Annotated in this window: 14 protein-coding genes and 1 pseudogene; 11 read left to right on the forward strand and 4 right to left on the reverse strand. The window is 62.0% G+C overall.

All coding sequences use genetic code 11. From position 1 onward, the window contains the following. The 8 genes and pseudogenes from GOEFS_RS22985 to trxA all read left to right on the forward strand — a co-directional run. Window positions 1–158, forward strand: a pseudogene (locus GOEFS_RS22985) (transcriptional regulator); the annotation flags it as partial. 70 nt (window positions 159–228) lie between these two features. Next, entirely contained in the window at window positions 229–1,686 is a 1,458-nt protein-coding gene (sufB, locus tag GOEFS_RS20295) for a Fe-S cluster assembly protein SufB (protein ID WP_007319833.1), read from the forward strand. Window positions 1,687–1,776: 90 nt separating this feature from the next. Beyond that, window positions 1,777–2,895, forward strand: a complete 1,119-nt coding sequence (gene sufD / locus GOEFS_RS20300; RefSeq protein ID WP_245549920.1) for a Fe-S cluster assembly protein SufD — start codon at window positions 1,777–1,779, stop codon at window positions 2,893–2,895. A 106-nt stretch (window positions 2,896–3,001) separates the two neighbouring features. Next, window positions 3,002–3,775, forward strand: coding sequence for a Fe-S cluster assembly ATPase SufC (gene sufC / locus GOEFS_RS20305; protein WP_007319835.1), 774 nt, complete (start codon window positions 3,002–3,004; stop codon window positions 3,773–3,775). A 24-nt stretch (window positions 3,776–3,799) separates the two neighbouring features. After that, window positions 3,800–5,077 (forward strand): cysteine desulfurase, encoded by a 1,278-nt coding sequence (locus GOEFS_RS20310; RefSeq protein WP_007319836.1) that lies wholly within the window; start codon window positions 3,800–3,802, stop codon window positions 5,075–5,077. A gap of 3 nt (window positions 5,078–5,080) precedes the next feature. Beyond that, window positions 5,081–5,551, forward strand: coding sequence for a Fe-S cluster assembly sulfur transfer protein SufU (gene sufU, locus GOEFS_RS20315; RefSeq protein WP_007319837.1), 471 nt, complete (start codon window positions 5,081–5,083; stop codon window positions 5,549–5,551). Then, complete coding sequence (locus GOEFS_RS20320) at window positions 5,548–5,982, forward strand: metal-sulfur cluster assembly factor (protein ID WP_007319838.1); 435 nt, start codon at window positions 5,548–5,550, stop codon at window positions 5,980–5,982. Before sufU ends, GOEFS_RS20320 begins: the two co-directional genes overlap by 4 nt. A 36-nt stretch (window positions 5,983–6,018) precedes the next feature. Next, on the forward strand, window positions 6,019–6,384 hold the full coding sequence (gene trxA, locus GOEFS_RS20325) for a thioredoxin (RefSeq protein WP_007319839.1): 366 nt from the start codon (window positions 6,019–6,021) through the stop codon (window positions 6,382–6,384). Here the strand turns inward: trxA and GOEFS_RS20330 are convergent. Beyond that, entirely contained in the window at window positions 6,381–6,974 is a 594-nt protein-coding gene (locus GOEFS_RS20330) for a helix-turn-helix domain-containing protein (RefSeq protein WP_040525767.1), read from the reverse strand. The two genes, trxA and GOEFS_RS20330, sit on opposite strands and share 4 nt — an antisense overlap. A gap of 48 nt (window positions 6,975–7,022) precedes the next feature. On the opposite strand from GOEFS_RS20330, the gene GOEFS_RS20335 reads away from it, so the two are divergent. Continuing rightward, on the forward strand, window positions 7,023–7,949 hold the full coding sequence (locus GOEFS_RS20335; RefSeq protein WP_007319841.1) for an NAD(P)/FAD-dependent oxidoreductase: 927 nt from the start codon (window positions 7,023–7,025) through the stop codon (window positions 7,947–7,949). Between the two features lie 63 nt (window positions 7,950–8,012). On the opposite strand, the gene GOEFS_RS20340 is transcribed toward GOEFS_RS20335, so the two are convergent. From GOEFS_RS20340 to GOEFS_RS20350, 3 genes are all read right to left on the reverse strand, one after another. Continuing rightward, a complete protein-coding gene (locus GOEFS_RS20340; protein WP_007319842.1) occupies window positions 8,013–8,570 on the reverse strand; it encodes a hypothetical protein in 558 nt (185 codons plus the stop codon). A gap of 114 nt (window positions 8,571–8,684) precedes the next feature. After that, window positions 8,685–10,196, reverse strand: a complete 1,512-nt coding sequence (locus GOEFS_RS20345) for a tetratricopeptide repeat protein (RefSeq protein WP_007319843.1) — start codon at window positions 10,194–10,196, stop codon at window positions 8,685–8,687. Window positions 10,197–10,257: 61 nt separating this feature from the next. Further along, a complete protein-coding gene (locus GOEFS_RS20350) occupies window positions 10,258–11,394 on the reverse strand; it encodes a lycopene cyclase family protein (protein WP_007319844.1) in 1,137 nt (378 codons plus the stop codon). A gap of 65 nt (window positions 11,395–11,459) precedes the next feature. Between GOEFS_RS20350 and GOEFS_RS20355 the strand changes: the two genes are divergently transcribed. Then, window positions 11,460–13,088: an ABC-F family ATP-binding cassette domain-containing protein gene (locus GOEFS_RS20355; RefSeq protein ID WP_007319845.1), complete on the forward strand. Its 1,629-nt coding sequence runs from the start codon at window positions 11,460–11,462 to the stop codon at window positions 13,086–13,088. A 16-nt stretch (window positions 13,089–13,104) separates the two neighbouring features. After that, on the forward strand, window positions 13,105–13,338 hold a 234-nt coding region (locus GOEFS_RS23700), incomplete at its 3' end, for a hypothetical protein (protein WP_040525769.1).

The raw sequence follows: 13,338 nt of genomic DNA on the forward strand, positions 1-13,338 counted from the left end.
GTCCGGTAGCTCATGTGGCCGCTGAATTCCCGGCCCTCTGCGAAGCGGAGACGGCGGTGTTCACCGAATTGCTCGGTACGCATGTCCAGCGCCTAGCGACCATCGCCAACGGTGATTGCGCCTGCACCACGAATGTGCCACTGTCCCGCGCGGATTGAGCACGAAAGCAATAGTTCGCCCACTCGTCGCGACAGCCCCCGCGTCGAAACCGAAAAGAAAGGCATTGCCATGACGGTGACCGACCCCACGGTGCCAACTACGGCACCCAATGCAGAGCCATTGACCCAGGAAGAGACCATCGCGTCACTGGGCAATTACGGCTACGGCTGGGCCGACTCCGACGAGGCCGGTGCCAGCGCGCAACGCGGTCTGTCCAACGCGGTCGTCGAAGACATTTCGGCGAAGAAGAGCGAGCCCGAATGGATGCTGGACCAGCGTCTCAAGGCATTGAAGATTTTCGATCGTAAGCCGATGCCGAGCTGGGGCGGCGATCTCGACGGCATCGACTTCGACAACATCAAGTATTTCGTGCGTTCGACCGAGAAGCAGGCGACGTCCTGGGAAGAACTGCCCGAGGACATCAAGAACACCTATGACCGTCTCGGCATCCCCGAGGCGGAAAAGCAGCGCCTCGTCGCCGGCGTCGCCGCGCAGTACGAGTCTGAGGTTGTCTACCACCAGATCCGCGAAGACCTCGAAGAGCAGGGTGTCATCTTCCTCGACACCGATTCGGGGTTGCGTGAGCATCCCGAGCTGTTCCAGGAGTACTTCGGCACGGTGATTCCGGCTGGCGACAACAAGTTTTCCGCGCTCAATACGGCGGTGTGGTCGGGTGGCTCGTTCATCTACGTGCCGCCGGGTGTGCACGTGGACATTCCGCTGCAGGCGTACTTCCGCATCAACACCGAGAACATGGGGCAGTTCGAGCGGACGTTGATCATCGTCGACGAAGGTGCCTATGTGCACTATGTCGAAGGCTGTACCGCACCGATCTACAAGACCGACTCGCTGCACTCGGCCGTCGTCGAAATCATCGTCAAGAAGGGCGGCCGCTGCCGCTACACGACCATTCAGAACTGGTCGAACAACGTCTACAACCTGGTCACCAAGCGCGCGAAGGCCGAAGCCGGCGCGACAATGGAGTGGGTCGACGGCAATATCGGCTCCAAGGTCACCATGAAGTACCCGGCGGTGTGGCTGACCGGCGAGCACGCCAGGGGTGAGGTGCTCTCGGTGGCATTCGCAGGTGAGGGTCAGCATCAGGACACCGGTTCGAAGATGGTTCACCTCGCGCCCAACACGTCGAGCAACATCATCTCCAAGTCGGTGGCCCGCGGCGGTGGCCGTGCGTCCTACCGCGGTCTGATCAAGATCAACCATGGTGCGCACGGCAGCCGTTCGACGGTGAAATGCGATGCGCTGCTGGTGGATCAGATCAGTCGTAGTGACACGTACCCGTATGTCGATATCCGCGAGGACGACGTGACGATGGGCCACGAGGCCACCGTGTCGAAGGTCTCCGACGATCAACTTTTCTACTTGATGAGTCGCGGACTGACCGAGGATGAGGCGATGGCGATGGTGGTGCGCGGCTTTGTCGAGCCCATCGCGAAGGAGCTTCCGATGGAGTACGCGCTCGAGTTGAACCGCCTGATCGAATTGCAGATGGAAGGGTCCGTCGGCTAAATGAGTGCCGCAGAGAATATTGCCGAAGCCGTCGAGTCGAGCGGGCCGAATGAAACCAACCACCCCGGCGTCGTGACGAATAAGGGGGAGATGTTCACCTCCTTCGACGTCAACGCGTTCGAGGTACCCAGTCCCCGCGAAGAGGCCTGGCGATTCACCCCGTTCCGTCGTCTGCGCGGACTTCACGACGGCTCGGCGGTTCGCACCGCCGACGCCGCCGTCAGCGTCGAGGGTGTTTCCGACGGTGTGACCGTCGAGACCGTCGAGCGCTCCGATGAGCGTCTCGGCGAAGGTGGCGCGCCCTTCGATCGCGTTGCCGCACAATCGTATTCGTCGTTCACGTCCGCGACTGTCGTGACCGTCGGACGTGAGATTGAGGTCGCCGATCCCATCACCGTCACCATCGACGGTCCCGGCGTCGACGAGGTGGCGTTCGGTCATCTGCAGATCCGGCTGGAGGCGTTCGCGCGGGCGGTCGTGGTTATCGACCAGAAGGGCAGCGGAACCTACGGCGAGAATATTGAATTCATCGTCGGCGACTCGGCTCACCTGACCGTGGTCAACGTCCACGACTGGGCCGACGACACGGTGCACGTCGCGGCCCACCATGTACTACTCAAACGTGACGCGGTAATACGGCATTTCGCCGTCAGCCTCGGCGGCGACTTGGTCCGTCTTGCGCCGGTCGTGCACTATGACGGCCCCGGCGGCGACGCCGAATTGCTCGGCCTGTACTTCGCCGACGCCGGTCAGCATCTCGAGCAGCGCCTGCTGGTCGACCACAGTCAGCCGAACTGCCGCTCCCATGTGACGTATAAGGGTGCGCTGCAAGGTGATCCGAGTAACCGTGCGCGTGAAGCACACACGGTGTGGATCGGCGATGTGCTTATCCGTCCGGAGGCGGAGGGCACTGACACGTTCGAGCTCAACCGCAACCTCGTGCTCACCGACGGTGCACGTGCCGACTCTGTTCCGAACCTGGAAATCGAGACCGGCGAGATCGTGGGCGCCGGACACGCGAGCGCGACTGGACGATTCGACGACGAGCAGTTGTTCTACCTGCAGGCGCGCGGTATTCCGGAAGATCAGGCCCGACGCCTGGTAGTTCGCGGGTTCTTCGGCGAGATCATCGCCAAGATCGGGGTACCCGACCTGCGCGAGCGCTTGTCCGCCGCCGTCGAAGCCGAACTGGAGTCGGCCGGCGCCTGAAGCGTCGAGCCCACCCGCCGACCCCACCCGCCGATCGAGTAGGCCCAGGCGCTAGCCGAGGCCGTATCGAGATCCCAGAACCTAACAGCCCAAGGAAGAACCACCTATGACCACTCTGGAAATCCGCGACCTACACGTCAACGTCGCGCAGACCGACGCCGACGCCGAGCCGATCAACATCCTCAAGGGCGTAAATCTCACCGTGAAATCCGGTGAGACACACGCGATTATGGGGCCTAATGGGTCGGGTAAGTCGACTCTGTCCTACGCCATCGCCGGTCACCCCAAATACGAAGTCACTAGCGGAACGATCACCCTCGACGGCGAAGATGTCCTGGAGATGTCGGTCGACGAACGAGCCCGCGCCGGACTGTTTCTCGCCATGCAGTACCCGGTAGAGGTTCCCGGCGTGTCGATGAGTAACTTCCTGCGGACCGCCGCTACCGCGATCCGCGGCGAGGCGCCAAAGCTGCGACATTGGGTTAAGGAAACCAAGGAAGCGATGAACGAGTTGGAGATTGATCCCTCGTTCTCCGAACGCAGCGTCAACGAAGGTTTCTCCGGCGGCGAGAAGAAGCGTCACGAGATTCTGCAGCTCGACCTGCTCAAGCCTAAGATCGCGATTCTCGACGAGACCGACTCCGGCCTCGACGTTGACGCCTTGCGGGTCGTCTCCGAAGGCGTTAACCGCTACAAAGACCGGGAGAACGGTGGCGTTCTGCTGATCACCCACTACACGCGGATCTTGCGCTACATCAAGCCCGATTTCGTGCATGTTTTCGTCAACGGCCAGATCGTCGAATCGGGTGGTCCCGAATTGGCCGACGAACTCGAAGAGAACGGCTACGTGCGCTTCGCCGGCGCCGCAGTCGCGAAGTAAGTTACCCACCGCTGGGAGGCACGCATGAGCATCGCCACCGACACCACGCGAGCGCTCGACGTCGCGCGATTGCGGCAGGATTTCCCGATCCTGTCGCGCACCGTGCGCGACGACAAGCCGTTGGTGTATCTCGATTCCGGCGCGACGTCGCAGCGACCGGTTCAGGTCCTCGATGCCGAGCGGGACTTCCTCGTCACCCATAACGCCGCGGTGCATCGCGGCGCGCACCAACTCGCGGAAGAAGCAACCGACGCGTACGAGCATGCGCGCGAATCGATTGCGTCTTTCGTCGGTGCGACGGCCGACGAGTTGGCGTTCACCAAGAACGCGACCGAGTCGCTGAACCTGGTGACCTACACCCTGGGCGACGAGCGCAGTGCGTCGATCTTCGGCGGCAAAGCACTCGGTGCCGGCGACACGGTAGTTATCACCGAGCTGGAACATCACGCGAATCTGGTTCCGTGGCAAGAACTTTGCCGTCGGACCGGTGCGACTCTCAAGTGGTACGGGGTGACCGACGACGGTCGTATCGATCTCGATTCGCTCGAGCTGGACGACACCGTGAAAATCGTGTCGTTCACGCATCAGTCGAATGTCACCGGGGCGGTCGCCGATGTCGCCGAACTCGTGCGGCGTGCCCGTTCGGTCGGAGCGTTGGTAGTACTCGACGCGTGCCAGTCCGTGCCGCATATGGCGGTGGATTTCCGTGCACTCGACGTCGACTTCGCGGCGTTCTCCGGGCATAAGATGTTCGGGCCGTCCGGTGTCGGTGTGCTCTACGGCAAAGCCGCTCTGCTGGAACAACTTCCGCCGTTCATTACTGGCGGCTCGATGATCGAAACCGTCACGATGGAAGTCTCCACCTACGCCGCACCGCCGCAGCGTTTCGAAGCCGGGGTGCCGATGACGTCACAGGTCGTCGGATTGGGTGCGGCAGTCGACTACTTGACGAGCTATGGCATGGAGGCCATCGCCGCACACGAGCATTCATTGACTGAGCATGCGTTGGCGGCGCTGAGCGAGATCGATGGTCTACGAATCGTTGGACCGGCGACTGCCGAAAACCGTGGTGGCGCAGTATCTTTCCTCGTCGACGGCATCCACGCTCACGACCTTGGACAGATTCTCGACGACGAAGGCGTCGCCATCCGCGTGGGGCACCACTGCGCCTGGCCGTTGCATCGACGGTTCGGTGTGGCGGCGACGGCGCGCGCGTCCTTCGCGGCGTATAACACGGTCGACGAAGTTGACGCGCTTGCAGCGGCAATCGTTAAGGCGCAGAACTTCTTTGGGACGGTGTGACCGATGCGGATGGAACAGATGTATCAGGAAGTGATCCTCGATCACTACAAACACCCGCACGGTCGAGGCCTACGTGACCCCTTCGCCACGGAGGTCCACCATGTCAACCCGACCTGTGGCGACGAGGTAACTCTGCGAGTTGCCCTCTCGGACAATAACTCCACCGTTGCCGATGTCTCCTATGACGGACAGGGCTGCTCTATTTCGCAGGCGTCGACGTCGGTGCTGTTCGACCAGATCGTCGGGCTTCCGATTGACGAGGCGCTGGCCACCATCGACTCGTTCAACGCGATGATGACCTCGCGGGGAACCGATGAAGGTGATGACGAAATCATCGGTGACGGCGTAGCCTTCGCCGGTGTGAGCAAGTATCCCGCGCGAGTGAAATGCGCGCTGCTGGGATGGATGGCATTCAAGGATGCACTGAGTCAAGCAGTACATCTCGACCGCGACGTGAATGAGGAATCGGCATGAGCGAAGAGACTTTGAGCGAACATACGGTCGGCGAGCAGACCGCGGATGAGAAGACGGTCGCGGCGGTCGGCGAGACACCCCCACCGACGTCGCCACCCGCCCCGGTCGCGACATCGTTGCCACTCGTTGATGACGTCGAAGAGGCCATGCGTGACGTCGTTGACCCGGAATTGGGTATCAACGTTGTCGACCTGGGCCTCGTCTACGGTATCGACGTGACCGACGATGCCGTCGCGAAGATCGACATGACCCTGACTTCGGCTGCGTGCCCGCTGACCGACGTCATCGAGGACCAGACGCGTTCGGTCTTGGTCGCCAGCGGGCTGTGTACCGACATGGAGATCAACTGGGTCTGGCTGCCGCCGTGGGGGCCGGACAAGATCACCGACGACGGTCGCGAACAACTTCGTGCGCTGGGCTTTACCGTCTGACGAAACAAATCAGGTTCAGCATGTGTTGGACCGAGCATGGCAACTATTGAACTGACCGGTGAAGCCTTCGATCAGACCGTCGCGGACAACGACATTGTTCTCGTTGATTTCTGGGCCGAATGGTGCGGTCCCTGCAAGCAGTTCGGTCCCGTTTTCGAGCGCGTCTCGGAGAAGTATCCCGATCTGGTTTTCGGCAAGGTCGACACCGAGGCGCAGCAGCAACTCGCGGCGGCGGCGAATATTCGGTCCATCCCCACCCTGATGGTGTTCAAGAAGGGCTATCTCGTGTTCAACGAGGCCGGCGCTTTACCTCCGCAGGCGCTCGAATCGCTGGTGAGCCAGGTCGTCGATCTCGATGTCGAGAAGGCAGTCGCCGAACAGCAGTCGGCCGACGAGGTCTAGTCGTTCTCGTCCGCCGATGTATGTAGGTGGGCGCGCTCGCCCTCGCGGTCGAATATCGTGAGCACTTCCGTCGTCGCTTCGTGGGCGGAGAGGCAGTGCGGAATCATTGTGGAGAATTCGGCGGCATCGCCGCTTTCCACGAAGATGGTTCGTTCACCAAGGCGCAGCCGGAGAGTCCCGGACAGCACGGTAAACCAGTCGTGGCCGGGGTGGACGCGCATACGGTCGGACTCTGGCGGCGTTGGTTCGATCCGCATCTTGGCGACGGTTACTCCGTTGACCGCGCGGTCGCGCGAGAGGATCCAGGTGGTTCGCCCGGGCCATTGCTGAGGCTCGGGACGGATGACGACATCGGTGTCGTCGATCGGCTCAACGAGTTGATCGATCGAGGTGCCAAGCGCCCGCGCGATGGGAACAAGTTGATCCAACGCGATGCGGCGGTGGCCGGTTTCCAGCCGCGAGAGAGTCGAGGGACTGAGAAAGCAACGCGCCGCGAGAGTGTCGAGCGACCAACCGCGTGCCACTCGAAGGCTTCTGATGCGCTGTCTGACTACGACGTCGAGGTCGACGACTGGCGATTCTTGCTTCATACGCAAGAGTGTATGCGCTTGGGGCACGGTGGCGCTAGAGTAATGAACATGACTTCCAATAATTTGAGTACTGATCACGTCGACGTCGTCGTCATTGGCGGCGGATCGGCCGGGCTCGGTGCAGCTATCGCACTCGGGCGATCATTGCGGTCGGTCGTCGTGGTCGACGCGGGGCAGCCGCGTAACGCGCCATCGGATCATGCCCACAATGTTCTTGGGCGCGAGGGGATTTCGCCGCGCGAGCTGATCACTGCGGGACGCGCGGAGGCCCAGTCGTACGGGGTTCGCTTTCTTGACGACGAAGTTACCGCCGCGAGTCGAGCTGCGGATAGGTTCCTGATCGTCACGGCGTCGGGAACAGAGATCTCGGCTCGTCGGGTGATCCTGGCGACCGGGCTCGTCGACGTTCTGCCTGACGTCGATGGCGTGGCGCAGTGTTGGGGAAAGACGGTGCTCCACTGTCCGTACTGCCATGGCTATGAGGTGCGTGGGCAACGGATCGGCATTCTCGCGACGGGTCCGATGGCGACGCATCAGGCGCTGTTGTTCAATCAGTTGAGCGAGAACGTGACTGTCTTCGCGCATACCGCCACTCCTGACGACGAGTCATTGAAAAAGCTTGCCGCTCTGGGTATTACGGTTGTTGACGGTGAGGTTGCCCGACTGGATCGAGAAGGTACCCAGGTGAGTGCGGTTGTGCTGGCGGATGGCACGACATATCCGCTCGATGCCGTCGTCGTCGGGCCGAAATTCGAAGCGAGAGCGGAGGTCTACGAGTGGTTGGGTGGCGAGGTCACCGAGCATCCGATGGGGCATTTCGTTGAGACCGAGCCGATGGGTAAGACGGCTATCGACGGCGTATGGGCCGCGGGCAATATCGCCGACCTAAGCGCGATGGTGTCGGTGTCGTCGGGGGCGGGAGTTATGGCCGGCGCAGCGGTGAACGCTGACTTGGTCGTCGAGGATATCCCCTGAAAACCGCACGAGGTCGGGTGGCCGAGGGCGCAGTGTCCTCGGGGCAGTGGGGTTGTGCGGTTTTCAGGAGTGAATCCGGACGCCCGCCGTACGAAGACGGTTGACGGTTTCCGGGGACAGTAGCGCGCGCGGAAAGACGAACAGCACCCGCGCGTCGGCCCGTACGAGGACCACGGTGTTCAAGATGTAGAGGTGCTTGATCGAGTGGTATTGCATGCGAGTAATTGAGACCTCGTGTGTCGCGATATCCATCGAGGTCGCGTCGAATGACGCGGCGAAAGTGTAGCTCGCGCTAGTGCAGTCACCAGCGAGTAGGGCGGAGAAGGTCGGCACGATGGTGCGCGGCGCGATCAGGAACCACAACCCGGCGTAGATCGGCAGAAAACAGACCGCGACGACGAGGGCGGCAATTGGGTCATCGTGCGCCGTGATGGACCACACGATGACGGCGAACGAAATCGGTATGAGGAGATATTGCGGAGTCCGAATATGGCGCCGCGCGGCTTCTTTGGCCATTGCCTCTACGTCGGCGAGGGAGGCATAGGCAACCGCCTGCGGCGCCGTTAGCGCCGGGAACGGCTGGCGGCTGATCGGTGCGACGTCCCCCATATTGAAAGTCATATTGGTGATACTACAGTCGGTCCGTCCGGAAACCGCACGTAACTAGGCCTCCGAGGGCACAATGCCCCGGAGCGGTGGTGTGGTGCGGTTTTCAGGGACAGGACGCTCTCATTGTCAGCTGTGTTCGGCGATCAAGGTTTCCGCACGACGACGCAATTCGTCATTCGCGCCGACATAGGTCAGCAGTGTTCGTAGCGCGTCCACGCCTTCGACGATGCGTCGGACAAATAAGTAGCCCAGCCCACGATAGAAATCGATCCACGGATCGCGACCGTATTCGGTCGCCGCGCGCTCACCGATCGACACCATCAGCCGACCATTCTCAGGTTCAGCGGAGAGCATCCAGAGCAGATCGCGAGCCACTTGAATGCCGACCGCCGAGTCGAGTTCTATACGGCTATGCCAGAGATAGTCCAGCAGCCACAGTGAATCGTCGCGGCGACCGACTTGTCGAAGCACTGTGCTCAACGCGTAGACGCCCTCAAGTCGCTGCGCATACGCGATGTACTGCCTGATCCAGTAGTCGGCTTCCGCGTAATTGCCCTGTGCCGCATAGCTATCGGCCAACAAACGGATGGCAGGCATAAAATCCGGCGAACTGCGCAGCATGTCTGTGATGATCTCGACCGCGTCGTCATAGAGCTGGTAGGAGAAGGCGCGTTCGGCCGATTGGATCGTCGCGTAGATTGCGTCAACGTGGTCGGGCCACGTTCCGTATACCTCCCGTGGACCATGGAGGTCGAAACGCAGTTCGCCGAAATCGGCGCGGATAGTTGCGATGCCGTGCTCGCCGCGTGGCGGAAGATGATGTGCGACAAGAGCATTGAGTTCGAATACATCCAGATGCACCTCGCGTGGAGGTGGTGTGGGTGCGGTGCCGGGGGCCGTCGTAACTGTGCTCAGCCCATTGATGCGCGCCCGTAGATCCAGAAACGGCTGAGCAAGCCGGTCATCGGGTGAAAGTTCGGTAAGTGCCGCAGCGACGATACGACGCGCATCTTCGGTATGGGATTCGAGAAGATGCCCAAAAGCCATGTAGTACAAGAAGACTGGGTCTGTCCCATGGCTCAGGATGCAAAGATCCGCGGCGTCGCGCAGACCTACCGCGTCGAAAGTTCGCGCAACCGAAGCCAGGTAGCTCTCGCAGATAAGCTTGTCATCCTCTGGGGATGTGCCCGCGCGGTGGTCCCAAGCGTAGGAATGCAACTCGAGTGCGTCCGCTGTTTGGCCGGCCCGTCCGAATAGTGATCCCAGCGCGACGATGCTGTGTAGGTCACCGTCGAGAGCAATCGCCTGTCGATACCAGTATCGCGCGTTGCGAGTATCGCCAGCGATATCGTGTAGCACACCGAGGGTCCGTGCGATATCCACATTTCCCGGCGCGGTCTCGCCGACCTTGTTCAGGGTGGCGATGGCATCGGCTAGCCGACCCTCATCGGCGAGACGCCGAGCATTCTCGACAGCGCTGGTCGCCTCCGGAGTCCGGCCATCATCGCGGATAGCCCCATCGCCGAATATGTCGTACCGCAAGCTCCCGAACGGCGTCGTGCGCAACGTCGTTCGTGCGGTGCGCTCCGGCTCGGAATGCGCCAGCAGATCATGGAGTTCGGTTGGATCTTTCGACACCCCGACGACGCTATCAGCAGGTCAGCCGCCGTGGGGTGCCGAACGCAGGTCATCGGGGTGTTCACGTCATTCGCGCAAATGCACGTGCGAGAGTGCCGCCGACGAATCGTCGGACAAGACGCACGCGCGCTCGCCACGGCAATGCGACGAATATTCGCAACATCGCGCCGACAACTCCGGCGACGTCGGCCCGCGACGAAAGGTATGCGTGCTGCGCGGCGACCGGTAGCGCGAAGAACGTGTCGAAGAAATGGGTCAATTCCGCGGGCGTCATATCCAGCAACGCGATCAATCCGATGGCGCGTAACTGGTAGACGGTCCGCGCCGCCATCGGCCATAGCGCGGTGTGTGCGTCTCGTCCTTCGGACAATGCCGCGACGACCGTGTCGACCGCCGAAAGTGTCGCCGCAACCGAGTAGCCGGTTGCGGGATGCATCAAGCCGCCTGCCGCACCGAATCGCAGTGCATCGTCGCCTCGACGTCGCCACGGTGGATCCACAGCGGGAAGTAACGCGAAGTCGACCAGTTCAACATCGGGGTCCGCTCCGCTGATATCTGGCGTTCTCGCCTCGGTGCGGGCCGCAGACAACGCGGCGAGCCGGATGGTGTCAACGGGCGGAGTACCGGCAAGGCACGTCTCTTCGACCAGTTCGACGGACGGGCCGACGGCGACTCGATAGCTGAAGGTCCCCTCATCTGCTGCCGTGGGGCGACGCCAATCCATCACGACCATTTCCGGGACGTCGGTGTGCTGTCGTACGCCGACCGCGGTCTGCCGGGGTGTACCAGGGCGTGCCCTGGCATTACCCCGAGCGTCGATAACCGTTGTGGCAGTCAGGCTTTCGCCTGTGTCGAGCGTCACTGTTCGCGAGCCGACGTATGTGGCGCTCGCGGCGATTACCTCACCGCCGCCACTCAGCTTTTCCTGCAACGCGGCGGTGTCGAGGATGGTGTAACCGCGTTTGATAACCCGTAGGCCAGGCGTGTAGACGACCGCCGAGGCGGCAGCGGCCGCTACGCAGCCGGGATCGAGCCAGGTTGGCAATTCGTCGGTCCAGGCACCGTAGGTGGCTCGCCACGGTCGCTCTGGGGCGGGGTCGACGAGTATTACCCGTAGGCCGGCCCGCGCGGCGCGGAAGGTCAGCGCCCGACCAGCGGGGCCTGCTCCGACGACGAGGAGATCGCGGTCAACAGGCATGTCGGTTAGCCTACCTGCCAGCACGAATCGGCTATTTACGCTGTTCGCCGGTAGGATTAATCGTCGTGATTACCGCGACTGACCTCGAAGTGCGCGCGGGCGCCCGCACCTTGCTGTCGGCGCCCGGTTCTGCGCTGCGCATCGCAGCGGGAGATCGGATCGGGCTGGTCGGGCGCAACGGCGCCGGAAAAACGACTACACTGCGCATCCTGGCGGGGGAGACCGAGCCTTACGCAGGAACTATCGTGCGTCACGGCGAACTCGGCTATCTCCCGCAGGACCCCAAGGAGGGTGACCTTTCGGTTCTGGCCAAAGATCGGGTTTTGTCCGCCCGCGGCCTCGATTCCATTCTGCGCAATATGGAGAAGCAGCAAGCGTTGATGGCCGAGACGGCCGACGACAAGCTTCGCGACAAGGCAATTCGCAAATACGGTCAGCTCGAGGAACGGTTCTCTTCCCTCGGGGGGTACGTCGCGGAATCGGACGCGGCGCGTATTTGCAACAGCCTCGGCCTGCCCGATCGCGTACTGGCGCAACCGCTCTCGACGTTGTCGGGTGGTCAACGACGTCGAATTGAATTGGCGCGCATACTCTTTGCCGCTTCCGACGGCAGTGGTAAGTCCGACACGACGCTCCTTCTTGATGAGCCGACCAACCACCTCGACGCCGATTCCATCAGCTGGCTGCGCAGTTTCCTGCTCAACCACGAGGGCGGACTCGTGGTGATCAGCCACGACGTTGAACTGCTCGCCGACGTCGTTAACCGCGTGTGGTTCCTCGATGCGGTGCGCGGCGAAGCTGACATTTACAACATGGGGTGGAAACGCTATCTCGACGCCCGCGCGACCGACGAACAGCGTCGTAAACGCGAACGCGCCAATGCTGAGAAGAAGGCGAGCGCGCTGCGGGTACAGGCCGCCAAGCTCGGTGCCAAGGCGACCAAAGCGACTGCGGCACAACAGATGCTTAAGCGCGCCGACCGTATGCTCAACGAATTGGACGACGATATCGTCGCCGATCGCACTGCGCGGATACGGTTCCCGGAGCCTGCGACATGCGGCAAGACTCCGTTGATGGCGTCCAATCTCACCAAGATGTACGGCTCGCTGGAAATCTTCGCGGGCGTCGATCTGGCGATCGACAAGGGCAGCCGCGTCGTCATCCTTGGGCTCAATGGCGCCGGAAAGACTACGCTGTTGAAACTCCTTGCGGGCGTGGAGAAACCGGATACCGGCACGTTAGAACCCGGTTATGGGCTTAAGATTGGGTACTTCGCGCAGGAACACGACACCCTCGATGACATGGCCAGCGTGTGGGAGAACATCCGCCATGCGGCACCCGACGCGGGGGAGCAGGACCTGCGAAGTCTGTTGGGCGCGTTCATGTTTTCCGGTCCGCAGCTCGAGCAGCCGGCCGGCACGCTGTCCGGCGGCGAGAAGACCCGACTTACGTTGGCGGGCCTGGTGTCATCGGCTGCGAACGTACTTCTGCTCGATGAGCCAACCAACAACCTCGACCCGGTTTCGCGAGAACAGGTGCTCGACGCGTTGCGCTCATATACTGGCGCCGTGGTGTTGGTTACCCACGACCCGGGCGCAGCGGCTGCGCTGGAACCCGAACGGGTAATTCTGTTGCCCGACGGCACTGAAGATCATTGGTCGGATGAGTATCAGGAATTGATCGAGCTGGCCTAGAGGGGCGCTCCAGGCGTTGGCCGGTCGAGATATCTTGGCCGCGTTGGTATTTCGCGTTGCGGGGTCTCGATACGCGCGCGTCTCGCTGCGCTCGTCGGGCGCACTCGACCATCGGTGGGAGGTACCCCCGGCGATCGGTGATCGGCACTCGACCATCGGCCTTCACCGCTGGTCGAGTGGCCGGCGAGGCGTTAGCCGAGTCGGGTGTATCGAGACCACCGAGATCCGAGATATCTTGGCCGCGTTGGTA

Origin of the sequence: Gordonia effusa NBRC 100432 (genome assembly GCF_000241305.1) — a bacterium.
Lineage (GTDB): Bacteria > Actinomycetota > Actinomycetes > Mycobacteriales > Mycobacteriaceae > Gordonia > Gordonia effusa.

What these genes read in the sequence shown, in the direction of transcription:
- sufB (WP_007319833.1), top strand. Translation starts at nt 229, where the DNA reads ATGACGGTGACCGACCCCACGGTGCCAACTACGGCACCCAATGCAGAG.
- sufD (WP_245549920.1), top strand. Translation starts at nt 1,777, where the DNA reads ATGTTCACCTCCTTCGACGTCAACGCGTTCGAGGTACCCAGTCCCCGC.
- sufC (WP_007319835.1), top strand. Translation starts at nt 3,002, where the DNA reads ATGACCACTCTGGAAATCCGCGACCTACACGTCAACGTCGCGCAGACC.
- GOEFS_RS20310 (WP_007319836.1), top strand. Translation starts at nt 3,800, where the DNA reads ATGAGCATCGCCACCGACACCACGCGAGCGCTCGACGTCGCGCGATTG.
- sufU (WP_007319837.1), top strand. Translation starts at nt 5,081, where the DNA reads ATGCGGATGGAACAGATGTATCAGGAAGTGATCCTCGATCACTACAAA.
- GOEFS_RS20320 (WP_007319838.1), top strand. Translation starts at nt 5,548, where the DNA reads ATGAGCGAAGAGACTTTGAGCGAACATACGGTCGGCGAGCAGACCGCG.
- trxA (WP_007319839.1), top strand. Translation starts at nt 6,019, where the DNA reads ATGGCAACTATTGAACTGACCGGTGAAGCCTTCGATCAGACCGTCGCG.
- GOEFS_RS20330 (WP_040525767.1), bottom strand. Translation starts at nt 6,974, where the DNA reads ATGAAGCAAGAATCGCCAGTCGTCGACCTCGACGTCGTAGTCAGACAG.
- GOEFS_RS20335 (WP_007319841.1), top strand. Translation starts at nt 7,023, where the DNA reads ATGACTTCCAATAATTTGAGTACTGATCACGTCGACGTCGTCGTCATT.
- GOEFS_RS20340 (WP_007319842.1), bottom strand. Translation starts at nt 8,570, where the DNA reads ATGACTTTCAATATGGGGGACGTCGCACCGATCAGCCGCCAGCCGTTC.
- GOEFS_RS20350 (WP_007319844.1), bottom strand. Translation starts at nt 11,394, where the DNA reads ATGCCTGTTGACCGCGATCTCCTCGTCGTCGGAGCAGGCCCCGCTGGT.